The organism is Paenibacillus sp. JT22N12, from assembly GCF_056269365.1.
Map to the genome: position 1 here is coordinate 330,726 of NZ_JBWDNU010000002.1, position 21,006 is coordinate 351,731.

Below are 21,006 nucleotides of genomic sequence, written 5' to 3' on the forward strand. Positions count from 1 at the left end.
AAACCCCTGAGGAGGAGCGGCGATGGACGATTTGTCAGAATTTCGGGCCGTTTATTTGGAAGAGCTCGAGGAACAGCTCCAGTGTATGGACGAAGAGGTGCTGCGCCTCGAGAAGGAAGGACAATCCGATGCTGCGATCAGCCGGTTGTTCCGCGCAGCTCATACTCTGAAAGGTTCATCAGCGGCGATGGGCTATGAAAAAATGAAAATATTGACGCATGAGATGGAGCATTTGCTGGATGATGTGAGGAACCGCAAGCTTGCCGTTAATAAGGCGATGACTAATTTGTTCTTCAAATGCTCGGATGGCATGAAGAGGCTGCAGGCCGAAATTATAAACACGAATAGCGAGCGCTCGAATATGGAGCATCTGATTCGGGAGCTGCAGTCGTTCGGCGGCATATCCCATCCAGCGGAGGCATCCGGGGTACAGCCTCAAATTGCAATCTTTACGCATGAGGTATTGCAATCCTTACAGGAGCAGGCTGAACTTGGGCGCGTACCGGCATGGGTGAGCGTCACCATCTGCCAGAGCTGTGAAATGAAGCTGGCCAGGCTCAGTCTGATCGACTGCAGATTGCGGGAAACCGAAAACGTCTATTGGTCGGATACGGCATTCAAAGGCCGCGATATGGAAGAAAACGTGATTCAGAACCGATGGCTGCTGTCCACAGCGCTGCCGCTTGATGAGCTGGGGGACATAATCGGAGAAATGACGGATGTGGATGAGGTGCTCGTTGATGCTTGCGATTGGACAGAACTGCAAGCGGCGGCATCACTGGACGAGCAAGACGAGCAGGACGAGCAGGTCGGGGCCGAGTCCGAAAGCATTGCTCCGCCGGGGCATTTTGAGAAAGCCAAGGGACAGACGATCCGCGTCAATGTGGAGCGGCTGGAAAATATGATGAACCTGGTAGGGGAGCTTGTCATCGCACAGACGCGCATCCAGCAGATGGAGAAAGCCTTCTATCAGAAATTTGGTCCTGATGAGGCAGTGGAGGAGCTGGGGCATTTATCCGATCATCTGACCAGGACTATCGGCGAGCTGCAGGAAAGCGTAATGAAGGTCCGCATGCTTCCCATCGAGCAGCTGTTCAACCGCTTCCCCCGGATGGTGCGGGACTTGGCTCATATCCTGCATAAAGAAGTGGAGCTCGTCATTGAGGGAAAGGAAACAGAGCTTGACCGCACCTTGATCGAAGATATTGGAGATCCGCTTATCCACCTGATCCGCAATGCCATTGATCATGGTATCGAGGAGCCAGACAAGCGTCTTGACGCCGGCAAGCAGGCGAAGGGAACGCTGCGGATCAGCGCTTCTCATGAGGATAATCAGGTGCTCATAACCATACAGGATGACGGAGCGGGCATTGATCCGGAACGCATCCGGCAATCAGCTGTGGCAAAAGGAATCATTCAGGCTGCGGAAGCAGCTCTGCTGAAGGATCAGGATGCGGTACATCTCATCTTTCATCCGGGATTTTCAACCGCTCAACAGATAAGCGATGTATCGGGCCGCGGCGTCGGTATGGATATTGTGCGGACGGAAATTGAGCGAATGAACGGACTAATCCAGATTGAGACGAATATCGGCAAGGGGACATTGTTCCGGATCCGGCTGCCGCTAACGCTGGCTATCATTACAGGCCTTCTGGTCGATATCGGCGACCGGATTTTCATTATTCCGATAAGCAGTGTATCGGAGATTGTACGTATTGCCCCAGAGCATATCAGTACGGTCGGAGGAATGCCCGTAGTGACGATCCGCAATCAGGTCATCCCTGTCAGCTGGTTGCATGATTACTTTCACTATGAGCGCAGGGACCATCGAAGCAGGCAAATTCCAATTGTTATTGTTGGGCGCGGAGACAAGAGGATCGCGCTGGCGGTTGATGAATTGATCGGCAACCAGGAGATAGTCATCAAGTCACTGGGCCGTTATATGGGGAATATTGAGGGGATTTCGGGCGGGACGATTCTGGGGGACGGCAGAGTGGGCCTGATCCTGGAGATTGGCGGAATTATCAAGCTGGTGACAAGAAGCGCGTGACGTACATCAATAGCGGAAACCATTAAAATCATCGGGGTGGACATGTATGAAATGGTTCTATAACTTAAAAACCAGCATAAAGCTGATCTCCTCATTTCTGGTCATTGCGTGTATTCTCGCTTTTGTAGGGCTTTATGGATTAAGCAATCTGGGCATCTTCAACACGAATCTCCAGGCCATGTATTCGGATAATTTACTGCCCGTCAATTATTTGGCGCAAACCGAGGTGGATGTGATGGAAATTCGCAAGCTTGCCCGTGATTTGTACATCGATGAGACTGCAGCCGACCGGAAACAAAACCAGGATAGCTACGAAGCCATCAAGGATAGGGTTACCGATCGAATGGAATTATTCAAAAATACGATGATGAGCGATGAGTCCAGGACGGCGCTTGCCCCGTTTGAAAGTGCGTGGGCCGCTTATCAAAACAAATTCGCGCATCTGATTGAGCTTGCCGACGCCGATCGGAATGATGAGATGCTTGAATTTACAGAAGGAGTGCTATTGGAATCAAGCACAGCACTTGGCGCGATATTGGACAGGCTGAACGATTTGAATATCGCCCATGCGGACCAGTCCAACAATCAGAACGTCGAAATGTTCAATCAGTCGCGTAATCTGACAATCGGCATCATTATTGCTTCCATCCTGCTTTGTATTGCCTTTGGATATTATATCGCGCAAATTATTTCAAGGCCATTAAACAAGCTGGTTCAGCTGGTTGATAAGGTGGCGGTCGGCGATTTGCGCGAGAAGAATAACATCCAAACAAAGGATGAGGTGGGCAGACTTGCAGCGGCGGTCAATAATATGGTGGATAATTTGCGGAATATTGTGAGAAGCATCACCTCCTCCTCTCATAGTGTTGCGGCGGCAGCCCAGCAAATATCGGCCAGCACTGAAGAAATTGCCGGTGGAACGACTAATCAGGCGACCGCTGCACAGACTATCAATGAATTGTTTATCGAGCTTTCAGCGGCCATTCATTCGGTCGCACGGAATACGGAAGAAGCCTCCGAGCTTTCGGATCAAACCATCGATATTGCCAGAGAGGGAGGAGAAGTGATCACGTCCTCCATCGAAAGCATGCAGGCTGTCAGCTCCCAGATGTCCCGGCTGGAGGATGATTCACAGAAGATCGGCGAGATCATCGAGGTCATTGAGGATATTGCGGATCAGACGAATCTGCTTGCCCTTAATGCCGCTATCGAGGCTGCCCGCGCGGGTGAGCAGGGACGGGGCTTTGCGGTGGTTGCCGATGAAGTCCGCAAGCTCGCGGAGCGCAGCGGAGAGGCGACCAAACAGATTGCGGGTATCATAAAAGGCATGCAGGATAATACGAAACGAAGCGTTACGGCCGTTCAGGCCAGCTCCGACCTGTCGCGTCAGACAGGAGAATCTTTCCGGAAAATCGCGGCAATGGTGGACCAAGCCGGACAGAAGGTAACAGAGATTGCAGCGGCGAGCGAAGAACAGGCGGCACAGGCATCAACGGTGCTATCGGCTGTGGAGAACATCTCGTCGGCAGCAGAGGAAGCGGCGGCAAGCAGCGAAGAAACGTCCGCTACCGCTCAATCGCTCGCCCAGCTGGCTGAAGAATTGCAAGCAGCCGTCGAAGTCTTTCGATGGGATGGCAGATAATAGCGGATGTGAATGAACTCTGCCGGATATAAAGTTCAGAGCTATAAGCATCTGAATCGTTTTGCAATGAATCTTCGCCCTCACAGCAAAGGCCATGTCCCTTTCAATCTTGAAGGAGACATGGCCTTTGCTTATGCACGTTTTTCGTCAAGGCATCGTTTGGGGCGGTTCTTGAGACGTCTGATCATATTCTCCCTTGGGCAAATGAATCCACCGGTGAAAATATCCCTGATCGTATAAGGCCTTGATTAAAATCATTAAAATCGGCGACAGGATCACGCCCGCAATGCCGAACAAAGAGAGCGAAATGATCATGAACGCGAGCATAGTAAAGGCGGAAACACCAAGCGTATCTCCGGTGATTTTCGGCTCAAGGATCTGTCTGGTCAGCACAACGACAAGGAATAATACTGTAAGCCATATGGCCAAAGTCGTTTGGCCAACGATGAACAAATAGATGATCCAGGGAATGAAGACCGTACCCACGCCGAGAAGAGGGAGAACATCAAACACGGCGGAAAGCAAAGAGATAGAAAACGCATTGTCCACGCCAAGCAGCAGGAGACAAACGAATATTACGCAAAAGGTGATGGAAATCAGCTTGCCCTGCGCCTTGAGATAACCGCTTATTCCGGCAAATACATTATTGCGTAAAAAATAATAGGCGGTTTTGAACGTTCGGGGTGTTTTCTCGCTGGCCATTTTTTTCCAATCGGCAATTTCGAGGCTGAGAAAATAAGCCAGAATGATGCCGATGGCAAAATTTAAAATGAAGGTGGAGACGGATTTCAGATAACCGCCCAGGGAAAGCAGAAAAGTAGTGGCGATTTTTTGGCCCCAGTTTGTGATGTACCCTACAACCTCGGTTGCTTTATCCGTTAAGCCAGGCGGAAGCGCCTGCATTTTGTCTGCAAAAAATGCCGAATTTTTCTGGAATTGATCCGTGAATAATTGCTGATAATAAGGAAGCTTTTCAGCAAGTCCGGTAATTTGGGATGTCATAATGAATCCTGCCCCTACAAATGCTCCAAGAATAATAAGCGTGAAAATAAGCACGGATATGGCGGCTGCAATTGATCTTCGAATACCGATTCTGGTCATCCATCTGGTTGGCGGTTCAATAAACATAAAGATAACGAAGCAGAGGAATATCGGAGTGGCAATGCGGTACACATAACTGAAGGCCAGCATGATCAGGTATACGGTGAGCACGATCAGCGCAATATCAAAAGCGGTGCGCCAATATTTTTGGTAGAAGGAAATCATTTTTTTACTCCTTTACACATATGATGCTTGAATATCCCTCATGATTGTACACTAATTTTCTAGAGTTTCCCAATATTTCTTTCAATTAGTCACAAGGAAAAAACAAAGGCTTAACATCAAACCATAGCCGTTTTCGTCAGCATTATGTTACAATGAAACGAGGGAACATTAGTGCTCCGTCTACCAGTATTAGCAGGGATATAAACTAGGGTGGTGGGGATAGAGATATGGAAAACTTCCTGCTATGGGGCTTTTATATTTTGACGTTTTATGCTTTTCTTCCGGGTATTATAAGCCGAACCTTCGGCTTTCGAGTGTTTAAGAAAGGACTTGCCAGTCATGAAATTGCTCTTACATTCGATGATGGACCGGATCCAAAATATACCCCTTTACTGCTTGACTTGTTAAAGCGTTACAATGCAAAAGCCACATTTTTTGTTGTCGGCATTCATGCGGAGAAGCATCCAGAACTGCTCAAACGCATGCATGATGAAGGTCACATTATCGGAATTCATAATTATGTTCATAAGTCCAACTGGTTCATGCGTCCAAGAACGGTTACAAGACAAATTCACCGCACGTCGGAGCTGATCAAACAGGCAACGGGAGCTCCTTCCGCGTATTATCGGCCTCCATGGGGAATCGTGAATTTATTTGATTTCTCCAATATGGGACATTTGCAGATTATATTATGGTCATCCCTGTTTGGCGATTGGCGCAAAAGAGTTGGTGTCAGACGCTTGAAGAAGCGGCTGATGAAAAAACTCCGCCCTGGCGAGATCATCTTGCTGCATGACTGCGGCGCAACATTCGGCGCGGATCTTGAGGCTCCGGCCAATATGCTGGAGGCTTTGGAGACTTATCTCGAAGAGGGCGTGAACCGGGGCTATAGGTTCGTGGCCATTAACGAAATGATCGCCATTACGGACCGGCACAAAACAAGCCGCCGCGCTCTTGGATGGCTGAAGCGTTCTTCCATTGCCTGCTGGATGGGCTGGGAGAAAATTTTCCATTTTCTTTTCCGGGTAAAATCCGGCGGGGCAGACTCCATCTTTCATATCCGGGTTGTTCCTTACCGCGGAGAGCCGCTTATGCTTTCAGATGGTCAGGTCATCAAGGATAAGGATGAGGTAATCGAGCTGCATTTTGACAACAACAAGCTGTTTCAATTGATGACCGAAGCCCGCTCCATGATGCATGTTGCCATTCGGCTTATCCGTGAAGTGGAGAAGGGAATGCCCAAGCTTGCCGCTCAAATTGCGGGACGACAGGAATTTGAGCATGTTCAGGGCTTGTATGGAATCAGCATGATTAACCGGGGCGCAGAGCAGTTCGGGTTTAGCGTCCTGGATCTGCCCAAGGGCTTATTCGATAAAATGACACGGATATACTTAAAGCTTCTTCTGAGGGTGCTGCATCCTTCAGGGAAACGCAGAATTAAAGAGCAAGGCAGCAAGCTGACACCACGAATTATTGCCATGTCGATGGAGGAGTTCTGGCATCGATACGGCAAGGGGGATGACTTTACTCCCAAGTGGACTGCTGCAGCGGACTTCGATGACAAGCTGCAAACGCCGGGTCGGCCAGCAGTATCGCATGCCGTCTATGATAATGGAAATGCCGCCAGGGAATATACTCCTTGACGGCATTTCTTTTTGTTTTTGCTGCCAAGAGAGTCATGTATGCACAAAAAAACGCTTTGCTTCCGGCATTTAAATGCCGGAGGCAAAGCGTTTTTTCAATAGCGAGGAAGCTTTGGAGCCTTCCTGCGCGCAAGCTACATTTTCATGACGCCGCCGGTGCTGGCATTGGTTACAAGGTAGGAATACCGGGCCAGGTAACCTCTTTTGATTTTTTGCTCGAAGCCTTTCCAGTTGGCTTTGCGCTGCTCAAACTCTTCATCGCTGATAAGCAGATTCATCGTACGGTTGTTCATATCCAGCTCAATGAGATCACCGTCGTTGACGAAAGCAATCGGGCCGCCTTCGGCAGCTTCCGGTGACACATGGCCGATACTGATGCCGCGCGAGGCGCCGGAGAAGCGTCCGTCCGTTACGAGACCTACTTTGGCGCCAAGTCCCATACCGACGATTTGCGAGGTTGGAGCCAGCATCTCAGGCATGCCCGGTCCGCCTTTAGGACCTTCATAACGGATCACGACTACATGGCCTTCCTTGACTTTGCCGCCCGCAATGCCCGCGAGTGCTTCGTCCTGGGAATCAAAGCAGATGGCTGGTCCCTTCAGATAACCGCCAACCGATTTGTCGACTGCTCCTACTTTGATAATCGCGCCGCCTGGCGCAAGATTGCCGAACAGAACGGCCAGTCCGCCGCGTTCGCTATGCGGGTTGTCCAGGGTGCGGATGACGTCCTTGTCCAGAATCTCGGCTCCGGCTACATTCTCGCGAAGGGTTTTGCCGGTAACGGTGATAACGTCGCCAGTAAGGGCGCCTTCTTTCTTGAACAGCTCGTTGATAATGGCGCTTACGCCGCCGGCATTATGCACATCTTCAATATGGTAATCGGATGCGGGAGCAACCTTGGCCAGATGGGGAACCCGGCTTGCCACTTCGTTGATACGTTCGATCGGATATTCGATTCCGGCTTCATGGGCGATAGCCAGAGTATGGAGAACGGTATTGGTGGATCCGCCCATCGCCATATCCAGCGCAAAAGCGTTATCGATGGATTCGATGGTTACGATATCGCGCGGCTTGATATCAAGCTCGATAAGATTCATCAACTGACGGGCAGCTTGCTTGACGAATTCTTTACGTTCAGGGGAGACCGCCAGAATCGTTCCGTTGCCTGGAAGAGCAAGTCCCAGACCCTCGGCCAGACAGTTCATGGAATTGGCTGTGAACATGCCCGAACAGGATCCGCAGGTAGGACAGCCGTATTGCTCAAGCTCCTGCAGAGCGGCATCGTCGATTTTACCCGCTTGGTGCGCGCCTACGCCTTCAAAAACGCTGGAGAGTGAAATCGAACGGCCGTCCGCCGTTTTACCGGCTTTCATCGGTCCGCCGCTGACGAGCATAGTCGGGATATTGACGCGCAGGGCGCCCATGATCATGCCTGGCGTGATTTTGTCGCAGTTGGGAATACAGACCATGCCGTCGAACCAGTGGGCATTAACGACCGTTTCTACGGAATCGGCGATAATCTCGCGGCTTGCCAATGAATAGCGCATACCGATATGGCCCATAGCGATGCCGTCGTCGACGCCGATCGTGTTGAACTCAAACGGCACTCCGCCTGCTTCGCGGATCGCTTCTTTTACCAGCTTGCCGAATTCCTGAAGATGCATATGACCTGGAATAATATCAATATACGAGTTGCATACTGCAATAAACGGTTTGTTGAAATCTTCTTCCTTAACCCCGGCAGCGCGCAGCAAGCTGCGGTGAGGAGCGCGGTCGAACCCCTTTTTGATCATATCTGAACGCATTTTTTGTGTCGCCATGCATGTCCCTCCAATGTGTAAGTAAGTGCCGGTTTAGCGGCTGTTTCAGCCAGCAAAAGCTTCTTCCGTAAAGGCCAATTTGCACAAGATCAATGCCTTTAAGTTTATCACAATGCAAGCGCTATGACTAGTATTGGCAAGGCTTCAGCAAAAAGAGGGAAGCTATGATAGCTGTGTAATTTTGAGAATGGAACATGGGGGTAAACCGTTAGTTAATGTCATTAAATCTAACATCGAATGTTTACTTGATGCCATTCGGCCGTTATAATGTAAGAAAGCCTAACTGCTTGTTGATGGATTGAGGAAGAGATACTACATTTATGAGGTGAACCCATGCAGTTGACTGAACGCGAGAAGGAAAAATTGCTCATCACTATCGCTGCTGATTTGGCGCGCAGACGTCTCGGGAGAGGGGTCAAGCTGAATTATCCGGAGAGCGTGGCGCTCATCACCTCCGAGATCATGGAAGGCGCCCGCGACGGGCTGACTGTGGCCCAGTTGATGGAACAAGGCACCCGCATCCTATCTCACGAGCAAGTCATGAGCGGCGTGGCTGAAATGATTCATGAGGTGCAGGTGGAAGCTACCTTTCCTGACGGCACGAAGCTTGTGACGATTCACCATCCCATTGCCCATCCATGAAGTCATTCCCTTTTCTGAAGAGATTAATTTTAACAGAGCAATATTTGTAATCGTATATGAACATGAGTTGTTTGCCCGGCAAACCTCAAGCTAGGAAGGGTGATGTCATGATACCTGGAGAATACCGTACTCTGCCTGGCGAAATTGAATTGAATGCAGGCAGGGCAAGAGCGGAGCTTATAGTTGTAAATACAGGCGACAGACCGGTGCAGGTCGGATCGCATTTTCATTTTTTTGAGGTGAACCGCGGGCTGGAGTTCGACCGCGAGGCGGCGTTTGGCATGCGGCTAGATATTCCGGCAGGAACGGCTGTCCGATTCGAGCCTGGCGAGGAAAAGCCGGTGCACCTGGCGGAACTCGGTGGGCTGAAACGCTCGTTTGGCTTGAATGGTCTGACGCACGGACCTGCTGTTCGGGGAGAAATGCCGGACGAGGTTCGGGCAAGGCTGGCCGCATGGAAGGGAGAGCCGTCATGACCCAGATGGATCGCAGAAGCTATGCGCAAATGTTCGGACCTACCACCGGCGATGCCGTACGGCTTGCAGACACGGAGCTGTGGGCGCAGATTGAACAGGATTATACGGTCTATGGAGATGAATGCAAATTCGGCGGAGGCAAGGTCATTCGTGACGGAATGGGACAATCCAGCGGGGCGCTCCGCGATGATGGCGTATTGGATACCCTGATCACCAATGCGGTCATCATCGACCACTGGGGCATCGTAAAAGGCGATATCGGCATTCGCGACGGTCTGATTGTCGGAATAGGCAAAGCGGGCAATCCGGATATTATGGACGGTGTGATGCCGAACATGATCGTCGGCGCCAGCACGGAAGTGATCGCCGGCGAAGGCAAAATTGTTACGGCGGGCGGGATTGACTCGCATATCCATTTTATTTGCCCGCAGCAGATTGAGACGGCGCTTTCCTCCGGCGTGACAACGATGATCGGCGGCGGGACGGGACCGGCTACGGGGACGAATGCCACCACCTGCACGCCGGGAGCCTGGCATATGCGGCGCATGCTGGAAGCGGCAGAAGCGTTCCCCATGAATCTGGGATTTACCGGAAAGGGAAATGCATCCTTCACCGGTCCGCTGATCGAGCAGATTGAAGCGGGCGCGATCGGGCTTAAGCTGCATGAGGATTGGGGAACGACTCCGGCGGCGATTGATACCTGTCTTGCGGCAGCCGAACAGTATGATATCCAGGTCGCCATTCATACGGATACGCTCAATGAGGCGGGTTTCCTGGAGGATACGCTTGGAGCGTTCAAAGGAAGGACGATTCATACCTATCATACGGAGGGCGCCGGAGGAGGCCATGCTCCGGATATTATCCGTGCTGCGGGAGAGCTGAATGTGCTCCCGTCCTCGACGAATCCAACCCGTCCTTTTACAATCAACACCATTGAAGAGCATTTGGACATGCTTATGGTATGTCATCATCTGGACAGCAGCATCCCCGAGGACGTGGCCTTCGCCGATTCGCGGATTCGTCCGGAGACGATCGCCGCGGAGGATATTTTGCATGATATTGGCGTGTTCAGCATGATCAGCTCCGATTCCCAGGCCATGGGGCGGGTAGGCGAGGTTATCATCCGGACATGGCAGACAGCGGATAAAATGAAGCGGCAGCGCGGACCTTTGGCGCCGGATACAACAGCCGAGGCGGACAACTTCCGCATCAAACGGTATATTGCCAAATATACGATCAATCCGGCGATCACGCATGGCGTTTCACATTTGGTGGGCTCCATCGAACCGGGGAAGTTCGCCGATCTGGTGGTTTGGAGTCCCATGTTCTTCGGCGTTAAGCCGGATATGGTGCTCAAGGGCGGAACGATTGCTTTTGCCCAGATGGGCGATCCCAATGCTTCCATCCCGACACCTCAGCCGGTTTTCGGACGAATGATGTTTGGCGCTTTCGGCAAAGCCAATTCGAACAGCTCCATCACATTTGTTTCGCAGGCCGCTTATGACCGCGGAATTGCCCGTGAGCTTGGCCTGTCCAAGCGGGTGGAACCTGTACGGGGCTGCCGCAGCGTGACGAAGAAAGACATGATCCATAACGATGCGACGCCGAAAATCGAGGTGGATCCCGAGACGTATGAGGTGAAGGTGGACGGTGTTCCCGCAACTTGCGAGCCTGCAGAGGTTCTGCCGATGGCGCAGCGGTATTTCTTATTTTGATGAGGTGAGGGCATGAATATTGAGGAAGCTCGGATCGGGGGCGGTTCTGGAATTCTGCCCTGGCTGGCGCTTCAGCAGCTGCTGGATTCGGCGCTGCCCATTGGCGGCTTCTCCCATTCATTCGGTCTTGAAACCCTCGTACAAGAGGGGCAGCTGATCACGGGCGCGCAGCTGGAGGCTTATGCGACCGCGATGCTGTACCAAAGCTGGTCGACGGCAGATGCTATGGTGATTAAGGCGGTTTACCGCTATGCGCCTGTCGGTGACTGGGAGCCTCTATGGGCGGTTGAACATCTTGTACATGTGCAGCGTGCCGCGCAGGAAACCCGCACAGGCGTGCAAAAGATGGGCCGCAGGCTGCTGCAGCTCACAGCCCAGGTCTATCCGCAGCTGGATTGGTCGCCGCTTACTGAAGGCCTGCGAGGGGGCCGCTGTCTGGCTACGCACCCGCTTGTTTTCGGCTACGCCTGCAGCAAGCTTGGGATAACGCTGGAGCAGTCCGTACAGGGCTATCTGTATGCCTGTGTGGTGACCTGCATCAACAGCGCGCTTCGGCTGATGTCCATCGGACAGACGGAAGGGCAGAAGCTAATCGCGCGCCTTGCGCCGCATACCGCCCGTGCCTGGTCTGTCGTAGCGGGAATGGAGCCGGAGGACGCCTACACCAATATGCCGATGGCTGAAATTGCCATGATCAGGCATGAGACGCTCTATTCCCGATTGTTCATGTCTTAACAGGGTAAGCTCAAGGAACGCTTAGTCAAACAGGATTTACTAATCATTTTGGGAGGTATGTGTAATGTGTCAAACACAAGGTCAGAGTCATCATCATCATCATCATCATGGATGGGAACAGCCGGCGATCGATCGTTCCCGTCCCATACGGATCGGTATCGGCGGGCCGGTAGGGTCGGGAAAGACAGCGCTTGTAGAGCGGATGGCAGGAGCGCTTAAAGATAAATACAGCGTTGCCGTTATAACCAACGATATCTATACAAAAGAGGACGCCCGCATTCTGGCGGCTACCGGCGTACTGCCAGAAGAGCGCATTATCGGCGTGGAGACAGGGGGCTGCCCGCATACGGCGATCCGCGAAGACGCTTCGATGAATTTCGAAGCCGTGGATGAGCTGACCAGCCGGTTCGAAGGGCTTGATCTGATTTTTATCGAGAGCGGCGGCGATAATCTGGCAGCTGCCTTCAGTCCGGAGCTTGTCGATCGTTTTATTTATATTATTGATGTGGCTCAAGGCGAGAAAATCCCGCGTAAAGGCGGTCCCGGCATCATGCGGTCCGATTTGCTCGTGGTCAACAAGATTGACCTTGCTCCGTATGTTGGCGCCAGTCTGCAGGTTATGGAAGACGACACAAAACGAATGAGGGGAGACCGCCCTTATGTGTTCTCCAATCTGTTCGGAAGCGTTGGCGTGGAACAAATTGTTGGTTGGCTTGAGCATGAGCTCGCTCATGCCCAAGGCGTGGATCATGATCATCTGCATGCAGATGAGCCGCAGGCACACAATCATAATGAAACTCATGGCCATAATCATCATAATGCAGCTCACGACCATGATCATAACCATCACACCCACGAACACGCGCATGTGAAAGCTTCAGAACCGGCGGCTGAGCTTAAGCATGAACCGGGCACCGTACACACCCATAATCACGTTTAATCATACGCAGGCAGCGAGGGTATCCCATCTGCGGGCCGCCTTCAAGCGCCGGGGCGGTCAAACGCAGGTGGAGTCGAAATACCACACCGCTCCTGTGAAAATTGCGAAGACCTTCCCTATGGGAGGACCTGTGGGGGTTATGGTTATGGACGTCTCGCCGGGTCTCTTGGCCGGTGACCGGTATGAATTTGACTGGACGGCCCATGAAGATGCTCACGTTTATTTGACCAATCAATCCTTCACCAAGGTGCATCCATGCCCGGACCTTGCCAGCGGCTCCTCCATGAGGCAGACCTTTGCGCTTTCGCCCGGGGCTATCTTGGAAAATTTGCCGGAGCCGGTCATGCTGTATCGGGATGCCGCTTTCTCAAGTGAAACAGTGGTCAATCTTTCGCAGGCTTCTGTCTGGATGCAAGCTGAGGTATTGTGCCCCGGCAGGACGCTCAGAGGCGAGACATTCGCTTATCGTGTTTACCGCAACCGATTGAAGGTCAGCTATGAGGGTGAGCTTATTTTCGCCCAGCATCAATTGATCGATCCGGCATCGGATATGCTGAGCGCTCCGGGCTGCTTCGGCGGCTTGACGCATACAGGTGCATTTTATGCCTTCTCCGATCAAATCACGGCCAAGCACATGGAGGCAGTCCGCGATGCCGTATCAGGTCTGAGTGTCAGAGAAAAGCACCCGGTCATTGCCGGTGTAACGGAAACACATAAGTATGGTTTTGCCGTGATGGCGGCGAGCACGGCAGCATGGCCGCTTCAGGAAGCGTTGGCAGCTGCCTGGGAGGCGACGCGCGCTGCTCTCCTGGGGATTGGGCCGCTGCGGCTTCACAACTAAAGGATGACGGATGATCCACTGCGGATTATCTTTCATCCTTTTATTTATGGTATAGTAAGAAAGGGTATCTCTTTTAGATATAAATACTTTACAACTAAAATATATTGTTCTAAAATAATAAAAGAATGAATAAAGGATGTGGGCCACCATGAAGGAGCAGCGTCAAAAGGATTTTCTTTCATTAGAGAATGCGTTTATTCAAATGAAGCGGCGCATGGATTCAGAATGGACTAAGACGAGCAATTTCGGCTTAAATGCGATGCAGGCCCGTATCCTCATCAGACTTGATGAAGATGGATCCCAGAAGGCTTCGGCGCTTGCCGAGCAGCTGCTGATTACGGCGGGTGCGATTACGGGCATCGCCGATAAGCTCATCGATATGGAATATCTGGAGAGAGTACGCGATCTGGAGGACCGCCGCGTCGTTTATCTCGTGATAACGGATAAAGGAAAGGATGTCGTTCAGAAGCTGAAGGACAAGCGCGCGGAAATTTCGGAAATGATGTTCACAGGTCTGTCGCAGGATGATGTGCGTGAGCTGACCCGCCTGTTTAATCAGGTTATTACCAATATGGATAAGGCGAGAGAGCGGGAATAACAATATTTGTGCAATCTGAAGCCTTGAATGAGGATCGTCTACAGACCGTTATTGCCTTTGGCGATAGCGGCTGTTTTATTTTTGCCGGGTTAAAGAGGAGAATAGAAGGGAATGCCTGGACTTTTGGCGGAAATATGGCATACTCGTTAGTAAGTCTGATTTTGATATGAGCTGGAGGGAACCTTGGATATGAAATTTTCATTATGCATTGGAGCGTACCCGGGAAAAGATCTTATTTATCATTTGGAGAAAGTAAGCGAGCATGGATTTGCCGGCCTGGAGTGTTATGCCTGGTGGAACATCGAAGATTTGAAAGCGGTTGCGAAAGAGCAGCAACGGATCGGCTCCGGCATAACGGCGACCTGCACAAAATCATTTAATCTGGTCGATGACCGCAAGCGGGATGTTTATATCGAGGATCTGAAGCAGACCATTGAAGCCTGTCATACGCTGGGGACCAAATCCATCATTACGCAAACCGGCCAGGTCATAGACGGCCTGCCGCGTGAATATCAGCGTAAAGCAATGGTTGAGACTTTGAAACGGTGTGCGCCGCTTTGTGAACAGGCTGGAATTGTGCTCGAGGTGGAGCCGCTGAACGGGATCGTGAACCATCAGGGGCATTTTGTCCAATATTCATACGAGGCTGCGGATATTATCGATCAAGTGGACAGTCCATATGTCAAGCTTGTGTTCGATGTGTATCATCAGCAGATTACCGAAGGTCACGTCATTGCCAACGCGACTCGCTACAAGGATCGTATCAACCACTATCATATTGCCGACAATCCGGGACGCAATCAGCCGGGCACTGGCGAATTGAACTACCTTAATATTCTGCAGGCCATTCAGAATACCGGCTATGAAGGCATCGTGGGGCTGGAATGCGGCTATACGATCGATACGGATGAGGCGCTGCTGCAGTTCAAGCGGGAGATTGCCGCAAGACTCGAATAGGGATTGAAAAAAAGCCTTGATGACATCAGGAGATTGCTCTCTTGACCATCAAGGCTTTTTTTCTGCGGAAGGACTGTGTCTAGTGATGGAGCCTGCTATATGTCCTGCCCGATTACATCGCCATTGGCTTGCGGGCGGCAAGCAGATTCTTGATCTGGTGCTGTCTCCACTTGGATACCGGAACCTGCTTGTCATCGCTGCCGCATCCTTGGAATTGAATAATTCCATCGGTGAGTGACATGATTTTCCCGGAATTAACGTAGCAGTTCGCGTTGACCTTCACGAATCGTCCGTCAGCGATATAAGCGTTTAGTTGATCAGCAGACATGCTTTTTTTTATGTTATAATTTCTGCCGTGGAAGCTAACGAGACCCAGACGGCCGACGTTGAAATAAAGAATATCTGTCTCCACCTCAAAGTTCTCATATACATTACGCTCGCTCAATGCCACATTCATCATGTAACGCGCCCCCTTAATAAGATGAATTTGTTAGCGCTTTCATGATATCATAAATTTACATGTAAGGGAACGGTTTTTTTGTGAGAAATGAAGAAAATTTTTGGAGGAAATGCAAAAATTCCGGACAATCTATTTACATTTGATTTGGAATCAGATTCATGCTTAAAGTCGGAACCCTTTTCTTTTTCAGGTTTATCATGTACATTTTAGGTAGACAAGCTATCGTTTCTCTGCTGAGGAAATAAGGGGGATTTAAGCGTGAATATTAAGATTATAAGTGCCAGCATGACCCATGACGCCGAAGAAGGATATAAAGGGAATGTGATCTTCGAGGTTGAGGGTCATAAATATCCGTACGAGGTGACGCTTCTCACTAAAAAAGGGAAAATGTGGGATTACAGCTTGAGCTTCAGCTCGGAATCGGGATCTGAAGAAGAAATCTTTGCGGTTGAGCAGGCGATTGAGGAAGACGATGAGATCTTCGACCGTATTGTGGAGGCGGCTGAGGACAGCTTGCCGCAATCGGAAGAATAAGGTAAGGGTATGCATGGCAGATTAAGGGACCAGTATTGGCTCCTAAAAGGAAGATGAAAAGAGCAGTGCCGTCTTGATGGCGGACTGTTCTTTTTTGCGGTTGCATATGGCTCGAAGGATGGCGACGGCCGTTCCTGTGTGAACATGTAGAAATTATATAGTCTCACAGCTCTTTTCTTTGTGAGGGGAGAACCCGGAGAACCCCCACCTTGTCGCTTTTAGGAGGCGGGGGCCGTTTCTTCGCCATAGATTCTTAGCTGTATACGTGGGCATTTGCGCCTGCCTGTACAAAAATCCGTTATCCAATATGCGGCATCCGGAAAATGGCTGCTGTGAAATCCTTCTTTAATCCTGGGGCAGCAGCAGACTTGTCAGTTCATCAAGGGTCAAGGCCCCAAAATAACGGCTGAGCTCAACGGATGCAATTGCCTGGCGGATGGCCGCTTCATCATAAGGAATGCCTGTTAGCAGTTGTTCAACCTCCGCAACATCATAGGCGCCGAAAAAATCACCAAATATCTTGATGCCTTTTATCCGGCCGCTCTCCACGTCAAGGCGGACATCGATGATGCCTGAGGCGAATTTGCGGATATTCTGAATGTTGGATTTTGGCGAACGGCCGTAATTCCAATCCCAGCTGCGATAACGCTCGTCCGCCAGCCGCTTAGCAGCCGACCAATCCTCGTCGCTGAAGCGGTATTCGGGCACATCCTCCGGCTCACAATGAAACAGCTCCCGCAGCAGGGCGGAGCGGAATTGCTCCGTTGTCATAGGCTGTTCGAGGAATTCGGAGATGTTGGCCACCCGGCCGCGGACCGATTTGGTCCCTTTGGACTCGATTTTAATCGATTTGACCCGCAGGGCTGATGCTACATTTTCCATCGCAGAATTGAAAAGCAGGGTGCCATGGGTGAATAGTCGGCCCTTCGAGGCAAATTGGGCATTCCCGGAAATTTTGCGTTCTCCCACCTGAATATCGTTGCGTCCTGTCAGCACTGCGTTGACGCCGAGTTTATGCAGCGCATCGATTACGGGCTGGGTGAACTTGGCGAAATTATGAAAGGAGCTGCCGTCATCCTTGGTGATGAAGCTGAAGTTCAGATTGCCAAGGTCATGATAAACGGCTCCGCCTCCGGATAGCCTTCGTACGACATGGATTCCTTGTTCATTGACATACTCCGCATTGATTTCCTCTACAGTATTCTGGTTCTTACCTATAATTATCGACGGCTCATTGATATAGAAAAGCAAATAGCTGTCGTCCATCGGCAGATTGCGAAGCGAATATTCCTCCAGCGCGAGATTGAACGCAGGATCCGTTATGCCCCGGTTATCCAGAAAAAGCATCATGATGGGACCTCCTATAGGTGAATGGTAATTGGTTGTTCTTCCATTAGAGCAAGGAAGAGGGGGAAAGTCAAACTCATGTGGACATGATCTTATTTAAGCAAAATACTTATATTGAAGCTCGCTCCTTATTCAATTGAATATTCTGAAGGAAATGATAGGGTTTGTGAGAAGAGTTCGTTATAATTAAGAAAATACTGAACCCTGCAGAGGAGATAAGATATGAGTGATTCCATGGTTAAAATCAAGCATGCTGCCCGGCAAATGGGCTTCGCAAACGGGGAAGGCTTATTTCCCGACCCGATTCTTATTGAAGCCGGTGCCATGACGCAGGCGGCTCCTTATATTGTTGATAACGGATACAGAAATATTGTCATAGTGGCAGATGATAATACATACCGGATAGCAGGACAGCAGCTGGCAGATAATTTGCAGCAGCTTGGTTTAACGGCGGCCGTCACATTGATCAAGCCCGACAGGCAGGGAGATGTGATTGCCGATGAAGCATCCATCATCCAGCTGATTCTCGACATTCAGCGCACTGCTGCTGATTTGGTGCTGGCTGCCGGCAGCGGGACGCTGCATGATATAGCCAGATACGCCGCATATACGACGAAGCTGCCGTTCGTATCCGTCCCGACGGCTCCGTCTGTAGACGGTTTTACCTCCAAAGGAGCGCCGATCATCATCCGCGGCGAAAAAATAACGGTCCCGGCAATCGGGCCTGTGGCGATTTTTGCCGATCTGGATATTTTGCGCGCAGCGCCGGGGAAGATGGTTGCTGCGGGATTCGGCGATATGCTGGGCAAATACACCTCGCTGTTCGACTGGAAAGTGGGCCAAATTACAGCAGACGAGCCTTATTCGAAGCTTGTTGCCGACATCACGGAAGAGGCGCTCGAAGCCTGTGTCCGGCATGCCGGAGAGATCGGGAACCGGACAGAGAAAGGAATTCGCGTTCTGATTGAGGCGCTCATCGATTCGGGATTGGCGATGCTGTTGTTCGGGCAGTCGCATCCCGCTTCGGGAGCGGAGCATCATCTGTCCCACTATTGGGAAATGGAATATATCCAAACCGGTAAGAGGCAGCTTCTCCACGGTGCGAAGGTGGGAGTAGCCTGCGCTGAAATTACGGCATTGTATCATGATTTCGCTGCCGGACAACAAGCGCAGGCGGTGACAGGATGGAGCGAGATCAGCCTCGAGCTTGCGAAGCTCCCGGATGAGGCTGAAATTCGCCGTCTGCTGCAGACGGTCGGTGGACCTTCCACAATCGCTGAGCTTGGTCTCGATCCGCAGCTGCTGGAGCGGAGCAAGAGGGAGGCGTATCGCGTCCGCTTGAACCGGCACACGCTTCTGCGTGCGATCAGCGAAATTCCGCAAGGTTGACAATAGGGAAAGTAGGCTAGAGCTTCATTATAATACGGGCAGCACCAGACGGTGCTGCCCGCAATGACTGCACGCGCCATGACTGCACGTTCAATGACTGCTGCAGCAAATGAAGGAATCACAGCACGCCAGGTTCCTGCCTGGTTACGGTTTTTAGCGGGAAAGATGACGAACCAGCTCCCGGTAAAACCTTTCATTACAGCTATTGCATACCAAAAAAAGCCTCCTAGAGCACTTTTAAAGTGCGCTGGAGGCTTTTTGCTCTAATAATAAATGTAATGGGAATAGTTCAGCATAAGCAGCAGGCTCTCGCAATGACTAATTATCTGCTGCGTTTTTTGCTGTGTTTTTTTACGGATTTGCGTTTGCTGGAAACCCTGCACATGATATCTTTTTCGCTATAAGTGTACATATGCTGAGGCACAGGCACGCAGTGATGCTGATTAATGACTTCGATCTGGTGAATAACAGGCTGTACCTGCGGGTGGTAATAGTCGTTCACGATATATTGCGGTGGATCAAAGATCGCAGGCAGTGGAGGACAGCATTGGTCTTCACATGGATTACCATGATTAGTAGACATGGTTCAAACTCCCTTCATGGTTAGGATTGGTTTTCTGTATATTCTATGTTCGAGTACAACCAGATGATTGTACACTTGCCTCATAGACAGCTGTCTGTGGTACAGATAACTGGGAGAACACAACATCTCTTCGATCTGCAGTTATCAATAAATTCAAATATTTTGTTGTAAGACATCGCATTAAAGACGGATTTGATTCTTGTTTGGAGATAATTGTGAATATATTTATAACAAACAAAATGCAGACAATAAAAAAAATATATAACAGGGCTGCGCCAGAGCAGCGCTGAATAAATAAGCGGCTTTGCAGCTGGCCATAAATAATAATAACAGCCATTTCGGACTCATGCGGAGCCCGGAATGGCTGTTTATTATTGATAGATCCGTAAGGACGGCCTCAGCCGTTTCTTCTTAACCGCAAATGTTCAAAACAGCAATCGATAAGAAATGACTCTGGATTTTGTAAATTGTGTCACCCTCTTTCGCACCGTACGCTGGCAGCTGGCGCGCGATGCGAAAAAATGCGGGGCCTATCTCCTGTACAAAACCGGGAATGGATCGCCGGCGAACAAATCGCCGTCCTGACCGCCAAGGAGCGCCACATTCATATGATTGTCGCCTCTGGTGCCTGCCTTGTAACGCGTATCGCCTGTCATCAGATGGACTGCCAATGATCTGCGCGGCTTGTCGGTCGTATTGGGGCCGCTGCCGTGGATCGTCAGCGCATGGTGGAAGCTAACCTGCCCTGCCTTCATGATCAGCGGAACGGTGCGGAATTGCTCCCCCTCCGGCAGATTGATCTGCTCCTGCTGCTTCTTCATGTCCTGCTCGAAGAAGTCATTGACATTGACCAATCCCCACCGGTTGCTGCGGGGAACGACCTGCATGCAGCCGTTGGACAGATCCACATCGTCAAAGGCTACCCAGGCGGTAATGAGCGACGGCTCAGCCGCTGCGCGCCAATAGGAGTAGTCCTGATGCCATCCGACATTGGCGGAAGGCCGCTGTCCATCCCGGGGACGGCCCGGCTTGTAGAGCAGCTGATCATGCCACAGCGCAATGGCATCCGCTTTCATCAGAAGCGCGGCTATATGGCCGATAAGCGGATCGGCTGCAAGACCGCGGAGTACGGGATCAGCCCAGTGGGAATTGTCGGTTTTCCGGAGGACGTTGCCATCCTCTGGCTTCCAATAGCCATGGTGCGGTGCGCGTCCGGTTTCGAAGATGCCGTTGTGGACCAGCTCCATATGCGCCCGAAGCTGCTCCAGTCTGTCATCATCAATGATTTTAGGCGATATCCAATAACCGTTCTCATCAAAAAAGCGTTGGTCCTCGGCCTGCGGCAAAATAAGGGTATCGTTCATGAAT

At 51.0% G+C, this 21,006-nt stretch carries 18 protein-coding genes and 1 pseudogene; 13 read left to right on the top strand and 6 right to left on the bottom strand.

The genetic code is table 11. From position 1 onward, the window contains the following. Window positions 1-22: 22 nt before the first annotated feature. Both AC0YOA_RS07155 and AC0YOA_RS07160 read left to right on the top strand, forming a co-directional pair. Window positions 23-2,050, top strand: coding sequence for a chemotaxis protein CheA (locus AC0YOA_RS07155; protein WP_475786020.1), 2,028 nt, complete (start codon window positions 23-25; stop codon window positions 2,048-2,050). A 46-nt stretch (window positions 2,051-2,096) separates the two neighbouring features. Further along, window positions 2,097-3,692: a methyl-accepting chemotaxis protein gene (locus AC0YOA_RS07160; protein ID WP_475786021.1), complete on the top strand. Its 1,596-nt coding sequence runs from the start codon at window positions 2,097-2,099 to the stop codon at window positions 3,690-3,692. Between the two features lie 147 nt (window positions 3,693-3,839). Here the strand turns inward: AC0YOA_RS07160 and ytvI are convergent, their stop codons facing one another. Then, window positions 3,840-4,958 (bottom strand): sporulation integral membrane protein YtvI, encoded by a 1,119-nt coding sequence (gene ytvI, locus AC0YOA_RS07165; RefSeq protein WP_210038058.1) that lies wholly within the window; start codon window positions 4,956-4,958, stop codon window positions 3,840-3,842. 227 nt (window positions 4,959-5,185) lie between these two features. On the opposite strand from ytvI, the gene AC0YOA_RS07170 reads away from it, so the two are divergent. After that, window positions 5,186-6,601, top strand: coding sequence for a polysaccharide deacetylase family protein (locus tag AC0YOA_RS07170; protein ID WP_475786022.1), 1,416 nt, complete (start codon window positions 5,186-5,188; stop codon window positions 6,599-6,601). 134 nt (window positions 6,602-6,735) lie between these two features. Here the strand turns inward: AC0YOA_RS07170 and ilvD are convergent, their stop codons facing one another. Then, window positions 6,736-8,421, bottom strand: coding sequence for a dihydroxy-acid dehydratase (gene ilvD, locus AC0YOA_RS07175; RefSeq protein ID WP_210038056.1), 1,686 nt, complete (start codon window positions 8,419-8,421; stop codon window positions 6,736-6,738). A 333-nt stretch (window positions 8,422-8,754) separates the two neighbouring features. Here ilvD and AC0YOA_RS07180 point away from each other — a divergent pair, with 333 nt between their 5' ends. The 8 genes and pseudogenes from AC0YOA_RS07180 (at window position 8,755) to AC0YOA_RS07215 (ending at window position 15,325) form a co-directional block, all read left to right on the top strand. Next, complete coding sequence (locus tag AC0YOA_RS07180) at window positions 8,755-9,063, top strand: urease subunit gamma (RefSeq protein WP_210038055.1); 309 nt, start codon at window positions 8,755-8,757, stop codon at window positions 9,061-9,063. A gap of 107 nt (window positions 9,064-9,170) precedes the next feature. Further along, a complete protein-coding gene (locus AC0YOA_RS07185) occupies window positions 9,171-9,539 on the top strand; it encodes an urease subunit beta (RefSeq protein ID WP_475786023.1) in 369 nt (122 codons plus the stop codon). Then, window positions 9,536-11,254 carry an urease subunit alpha gene (gene ureC, locus AC0YOA_RS07190; RefSeq protein WP_475786024.1) on the top strand — a complete coding sequence of 573 codons (1,719 nt, stop codon included), beginning with the start codon at window positions 9,536-9,538 and terminating at the stop codon, window positions 11,252-11,254. Before AC0YOA_RS07185 ends, ureC begins: the two co-directional genes overlap by 4 nt. A 12-nt stretch (window positions 11,255-11,266) precedes the next feature. Further along, window positions 11,267-11,989 (top strand): urease accessory protein UreF, encoded by a 723-nt coding sequence (locus AC0YOA_RS07195; RefSeq protein WP_475786025.1) that lies wholly within the window; start codon window positions 11,267-11,269, stop codon window positions 11,987-11,989. A gap of 64 nt (window positions 11,990-12,053) precedes the next feature. Next, window positions 12,054-12,725, top strand: a pseudogene (gene ureG, locus AC0YOA_RS07200) (urease accessory protein UreG); the annotation flags it as partial. Between the two features lie 166 nt (window positions 12,726-12,891). Then, window positions 12,892-13,770, top strand: coding sequence for an urease accessory protein UreD (locus tag AC0YOA_RS07205; RefSeq protein WP_475786026.1), 879 nt, complete (start codon window positions 12,892-12,894; stop codon window positions 13,768-13,770). Between the two features lie 148 nt (window positions 13,771-13,918). Further along, window positions 13,919-14,368 carry a MarR family winged helix-turn-helix transcriptional regulator gene (locus AC0YOA_RS07210; RefSeq protein WP_475786027.1) on the top strand — a complete coding sequence of 150 codons (450 nt, stop codon included), beginning with the start codon at window positions 13,919-13,921 and terminating at the stop codon, window positions 14,366-14,368. A 189-nt stretch (window positions 14,369-14,557) separates the two neighbouring features. Next, window positions 14,558-15,325 (top strand): TIM barrel protein, encoded by a 768-nt coding sequence (locus AC0YOA_RS07215; RefSeq protein ID WP_475786028.1) that lies wholly within the window; start codon window positions 14,558-14,560, stop codon window positions 15,323-15,325. Between the two features lie 112 nt (window positions 15,326-15,437). Here AC0YOA_RS07215 and AC0YOA_RS07220 read toward each other — a convergent pair whose 3' ends face one another. Continuing rightward, a complete protein-coding gene (locus AC0YOA_RS07220; RefSeq protein WP_210038049.1) occupies window positions 15,438-15,785 on the bottom strand; it encodes a LytTR family transcriptional regulator DNA-binding domain-containing protein in 348 nt (115 codons plus the stop codon). A 258-nt stretch (window positions 15,786-16,043) separates the two neighbouring features. On the opposite strand from AC0YOA_RS07220, the gene AC0YOA_RS07225 reads away from it, so the two are divergent. Beyond that, window positions 16,044-16,319: a hypothetical protein gene (locus AC0YOA_RS07225; RefSeq protein WP_210038048.1), complete on the top strand. Its 276-nt coding sequence runs from the start codon at window positions 16,044-16,046 to the stop codon at window positions 16,317-16,319. 345 nt (window positions 16,320-16,664) lie between these two features. On the opposite strand, the gene AC0YOA_RS07230 is transcribed toward AC0YOA_RS07225, so the two are convergent. After that, window positions 16,665-17,666, bottom strand: coding sequence for a lipoate--protein ligase (locus AC0YOA_RS07230; RefSeq protein WP_475786625.1), 1,002 nt, complete (start codon window positions 17,664-17,666; stop codon window positions 16,665-16,667). Window positions 17,667-17,888: 222 nt separating this feature from the next. Between AC0YOA_RS07230 and AC0YOA_RS07235 the strand changes: the two genes are divergently transcribed. Then, the gene (locus tag AC0YOA_RS07235; protein ID WP_475786029.1) at window positions 17,889-19,055 is read left to right on the top strand and encodes a sn-glycerol-1-phosphate dehydrogenase; all 1,167 of its coding nucleotides are present in this window, start codon (window positions 17,889-17,891) and stop codon (window positions 19,053-19,055) included. 322 nt (window positions 19,056-19,377) lie between these two features. Here AC0YOA_RS07235 and AC0YOA_RS07240 read toward each other — a convergent pair whose 3' ends face one another. Together AC0YOA_RS07240 and AC0YOA_RS07245 are read right to left on the bottom strand one after the other, a co-directional pair. Beyond that, window positions 19,378-19,638, bottom strand: coding sequence for a hypothetical protein (locus AC0YOA_RS07240; RefSeq protein WP_475786030.1), 261 nt, complete (start codon window positions 19,636-19,638; stop codon window positions 19,378-19,380). Between the two features lie 530 nt (window positions 19,639-20,168). Continuing rightward, the gene (locus AC0YOA_RS07245; RefSeq protein WP_475786031.1) at window positions 20,169-21,002 is read right to left on the bottom strand and encodes a phytanoyl-CoA dioxygenase family protein; all 834 of its coding nucleotides are present in this window, start codon (window positions 21,000-21,002) and stop codon (window positions 20,169-20,171) included. Window positions 21,003-21,006: the final 4 nt, after the last annotated feature.